General features: G+C 63.9%; 3 protein-coding genes and 1 tRNA gene. 1 reads left to right on the forward strand and 3 read right to left on the reverse strand.

The annotated features are described in order from the left end of the window. The 3 genes from VF515_14685 to VF515_14695 form a co-directional block, all read right to left on the reverse strand. Positions 1 to 493 (reverse strand): biotin/lipoyl-binding protein (locus VF515_14685; protein ID HEX7408878.1); only part of this gene is annotated, 493 nt, incomplete at its 3' end. A gap of 3 nt (positions 494 to 496) precedes the next feature. Beyond that, positions 497 to 3,688 carry an efflux RND transporter permease subunit gene (locus tag VF515_14690; protein HEX7408879.1) on the reverse strand — a complete coding sequence of 1,064 codons (3,192 nt, stop codon included), beginning with the start codon at positions 3,686 to 3,688 and terminating at the stop codon, positions 497 to 499. A gap of 472 nt (positions 3,689 to 4,160) precedes the next feature. Beyond that, complete coding sequence (locus VF515_14695; protein ID HEX7408880.1) at positions 4,161 to 4,571, reverse strand: response regulator; 411 nt, start codon at positions 4,569 to 4,571, stop codon at positions 4,161 to 4,163. A gap of 343 nt (positions 4,572 to 4,914) precedes the next feature. Between VF515_14695 and VF515_14700 the strand changes: the two genes are divergently transcribed. Then, positions 4,915 to 4,987: transfer RNA gene (locus VF515_14700), tRNA-Phe, on the forward strand. Positions 4,988 to 5,038 lie beyond the last annotated feature (51 nt).

A 5,038-nucleotide genomic window follows, 5' to 3' on the forward strand; every position in this document is an offset into this window, starting at 1 on the left:
GCAGCATGGTGGCGCGCGATTCGTCGGCAACCTGTCGCGCGATCAGCGCCCGCGTCACCAGCTCCTGGTTGCGCTGACTGGTCAGCGCCTGGATATCGTAGTTGGCGCGCGCGTTGGCCACCTGTTGATCGATCTCGGGCGCTTCCAGCACCGCAAGGACCTGCCCACTTGTCACCCGATCGCCCTTATCCACGTTGATCGTTTTCAGATAGCCGGCGATCTTGGCGTAGATTGGTGTTTCCACGAAGCCGTGGATTGTCGCGGGCAGCTCCAGGGTGCGGCTGGGTGCGGCGCGACGCACGGGCGTCACCAACACGCGCCGGCCCTGGGCGAACTGCTCTTCCAGTTCCGTAGTCTGGCGCTGCACACGCAGGTCGCGGCCCCGCACCAGCGCCGCCGTCACCACGACGGCGACCAGCACGACGCTCAGCGACGCGATCACGAACAGTTTGCCCGGTGTGCGCGGACGGTAATTCTTCGGATCATCCTGCATGGCTCAGCTCCGGTAGTCGGCACTGGACGGCGCCAGCGCCTCGATTTCGGCATCGCGATGATGCTTGCCCAGGAGGTGGCGGCTGAAGATCGAGTACACCGCGGGCACGGCGAAAAGAGTCGTCAACGTCGCGCCCAGCAAGCCGCCGATGACGGCGCGACCCAGCGGCGCGTTCTGATCGGCGCCGGCGCCGAAACCCAGCGCCATGGGCAGCATGCCGAGGATCATGGCCAGTGCGGTCATGAGGATCGGACGTAAACGGACGCGGGCCGCTTCAATCGCCGCAGCCACCGGGCTGTAGTTCTCTTCACGCAGCTCGTTGGCAAAGGTGATCAACAGGTTGCCGTTGGCGACGGCCACGCCCACCGCCATGATCGCGCCCATGAGCGATTCGACGTTGACCGTCGTACCCGTCAGCACCAGCATCCACAGCACGCCCGCGAGCGCGCCGGGCACCGCCAGCAAGATGATGAACGGCTCCAGCCAAGATTGGAAGTTGGCCACCATCAGCAGGTAAACGAGAATGACCGCCAGCACCAGCGCCGCCCCGAGGCTGGTGAACGACTCGCGCATGGCCTGGCTCTGTCCGCGGACGGTGATCTTGACGCCGGGCGGCAGCGTGCCGAGCTCGCTGATGGCCCGCGCCACGGCGGCGGCGGCACCGCCGAGGTCGCGTCCGGCCACGCCGGCGTTGACGTCCATCACCCGCTGCACGCTGTAATGGTTGATGAGCGCCGGCTCGACCCCTTGCGTCACCGTGGCGATGTTGCCGAGCAGCTGCGGCGCGCTGGTGCCATCGAGCTGCGAACCGCTCAGTGGCGTCTCGGTCACGGCCTGAATGGAGTTCACCATGTGCTGCGGGGTTTGCAGAAGCACGCTGTAGTTCACGCCGTTCTTGGGGTCGAGCCATTGGTTGGGCTGCAGCAGGAAGCCCGTGCTCAGCGAGGTCAGCAGACTCGAGGCCACGTCCGCCTCGGTGATGCCCAGCTCGAGCGCCCGGGCGCGATCGACGTTCACCTTGAGAGTCGGATAGTCGAGCGGCTCGGCGATGCGCACGTCGGTGAGGCCCGGGATGCGCTCCATCTTGGCTTCGAGCCGCGCGGCGATCTGATAGTCGGCATCGAGATTGTTACCGGAGATCTGCGCGTCGATGGCCGCGGGCAACCCGAAGTTCAGCACCTGGCTGATGATGTCCGCTGCCTGAAAATAGATTTCGGTATCCGGGAACTTGCGATGGAGCTCGCGGCGGATGTTGTCCTGGTAGCGCGCCGTCGGGTGATGCTCGGGTTGCAGTTGGATCAACACGTCAGCGTCCTGTGGCCCGATGCTGTCCGTCTGGTAGAAGGCCAGGTTGTAGGACACCGGCACGCCGAGGTTGTCGCTGATGCCCGCCAACTCATCCGGCGGGATCAGCTCGCGAATCGACCGCTCGACCTCATCGACGATGCGCTCGGTGCGCTCCAGGCGCGTACCGGTCGGGGCGCGGACGTGGAGCTTCATCATGCCGGCATCGACGGACGGGAAGAAGTCCTCGCCGACCGCCAGCAACAGCAGGAACGACGCGGCGACCAGCAGTCCCACGCACGCCAGCGCCAACGTGCGCCGGGCGATGAACGCTCCCAACGCGTCGCGGTAGGCTTCGCGGAAGCGTTCGAAACGGTGATTGAAGGATTGGATGAAGCGCCCCCAGACGCCCCTGCCTCCGGGCTCCTGGTGCGTTTCGGGCAACAGGTAACGGGCCATCGTCGTCACCAGCGTGCGCGACAGCAGGTAAGACGTGAGCATGGCGTAGACCACCGCCAACGCCAGCGGGGTGAACAAGAACTTGGCGACGCCGGACAGGAGGACGACCGGGAAGAAGACGATGCAAATGGCGAGCGTCCCGACGAAGGTCGGCATGGCGATCTGCGCCGCGCCGTCGAGGATGGCCGTCAGCAGAGGCTTATGCATGGCGTGGTTGCGGTGGATGTTTTCGATCTCAACCGTGGCGTCGTCGACGAGCATACCGACCGCCAACGCCAGGCCGCCCAGCGTCATGGTGTTGATCGTCTGGCCGGAGAGTTTCAGCGCCACGAATGCCGTCAGAATGGACAAGGGGATGGAGGCGATGACGATCAACATGCTGCGCGCCGAGCCCAGAAACACCAGCACCATGATGGCCACCAGAACGGCGGCGGTCACCCCTTCCTGTACGACGTCGCGCAAGGCGGCGCGCACGAATTGCGATTGATCGAAGTTGAGGGCGACCTGCAGACCCTGGGGCGCCGTCGCCAGAATCTCTGGAATCATCGCCTTCACCCGATCGACGACGGCCAGCGTGGATGCCGCCGCATGCTTGATGATCATCAGGTACGTAGCCCGTTTCCCATTCACCCGCACCACGTTGGTTTGCACCTGGTGGGTGTCCGTCACCGGCGCCACGTTGCCGAGCAGCACGGGCGTGCCATCGACCACCTTGAGCGGCAACTGGTTGAAGTCCTCCACCCGCAGCGGGCTGCCGTTCAACTGGACGTTGTACTCGCGGTCGCCGATCTTCACCGTCCCCGTCGGAATGATGACGTTGGTCGAGGCGAGGGCATTGCCGACATCCTGTGGTGAGAGGCCGTTGGCGTAGAGGTCTGCCGGATGCAGGTTGACCATCACCGCCCGGTTCATGCCGCCCAGGGGCGCAGGCGACGCCAAGCCTTCGATGGTGAACAGCTTCAGTCGGATGAAGTTGAAGCCGTAGTCGAACACCGCCTGCTCCGGCAGCGTCTCGCTGGCGACATCGAGCTGTGCCACGGGGACGTTGGCGGCGTTATAGTCGATGATGTTGGGCGCCTGTATACCGGGCGGTAAGATGCGCAGGATGGTGTTGGACACCGAGTTCATCTGTGCGATGGCGCCCGCCGTCGTAGCGCCCGCGTGGAAGTAGACCTTGATCATGCCGATGCCGCCGAACGACTCTGACTCCAGGTGTTCGATGCCGTTGACCGTCGTCGAGAAGGCGCGCTCGCTGAGCAATACCACGCGGCGCTCCATGTCGGTGGCCGACAAGCCGGGGTAATTCCACACCACCAGCACCACCGGCAGATCAATGGCGGGAAAGATGTCGACGTTCATCCGCGCGAACGACAGCACCCCGAGCACGAGCATCAGCAGGGCCATCACCGCCACGGAGAGCGGCCGACGCAAAGCCAGTCGAACGATCCACATCGCAGCCCTACCTTTCGCGAATTTGTTTCAAGAGCGCAACCGGCGGTCGTGGGCGAGAGAGGCAGTCTCCCATGACCCGGCGACTTCCGCGTGTCGGAGCGGTCGGAATCAAGGCGGCTGTTCAGTGCTGGTATATGCAGCCGGCTGCGCCTGCGGAGACCCTACGCGGCATACGATTGCAACAATAGAGCCTGTCGACAAAGTCGAAGACGTGCTTCGAGAGCCTGCCCATGAACCGTTCTCACGCCCGACGTCACCGCCCGGGGCGATGCCCCGGGCTGATGAATGGCCGCCCCGTTGGGGCTGCTGTCCTTCAGGATTTCAATCCGTGTGGTCTCAGCCCCGAAGGGGCGGCAATCCATGAGCCCAGGGCAACGCCCTGGGCGACGGAGACCGCGCATGTTCATGGGCAGCTTGTCGAAGGGTGCTTTCAGAGAAAATCGACCGACTCAACACTTGCCCAGTGCGGCCCTCACTCGGCCTGTGGTGCCGTGCTGCCGATCAATTCCTCCACCGTCTCGATGAACAGACCCGGCGCCAGCGGCTTGCGCAGGATGGCATCCGCACCCAGACGGAGCGCAAAGCGCGCGACCTCAGGCTCTTGGTGATCGGTGACGGCGAGAATACGTGGCTTGGTACGTGGCTTGGTCGGAAGTGAAAGTGATCCAAACCGACCCCGCAGCCGACGCAGGAACTCGAACCCATTCATCCCTGGGAGGTCCAGATCCAACACGATCACCGCGATGTCTTCGCGGCGCACGATGTCGCAGGCTTCAGCTCCGTCTCCGGCTAGGTGGACATGGAGCCCGCGAAGGCGCAGCAGGGTTTCGGCAATAATCTGCGCATTCACATTCTCATCGGCAACTAACACGGCGCGGTTCACGGTCCTCCTCCTTCGCCCCCTTGCTACGCACCGCCAACTCAACGGCGCATTTCCCATACGGTCTCGTTGGACGACCACGCCGCAGAGAAATTCGCCAGCCGAGTGGATTTCCTGCAGCATGAATTCCAACATCGTGGGTTCGACTCCTGCGTTGCGCCGCAGCTTGGCAGTCCCCGTACTTGGAAGGCCAGGCACGCTCCGGCGAGCCGTTGAAACGCCCCGCCACCCCAAAAGTATCCAAAAGCACGTCAGCGGGCTTGCCGAATCGCCACACACTCAGCTACTATCCCGCCGCTTTTGCCCGACGAGGACGCCCGCCTTCGTCGCGCCACTTCAATGCTACGGGCAGGTAGCTCAGTCGGTAGAGCAAGGGACTGAAAATCCCTGTGTCGAGTGTTCAATTCACTCCCTGCCCATTTTTTTTCTCCCTCTAGTTCCACGACTTGCACGCCAGCGCTGGAGGCGCC

The sequence above is a fragment of the Candidatus Binatia bacterium genome, assembly GCA_036382395.1.
In the GTDB taxonomy this organism is placed as follows: domain Bacteria; phylum Desulfobacterota; class Binatia; order HRBIN30; family HRBIN30; genus JAGDMS01.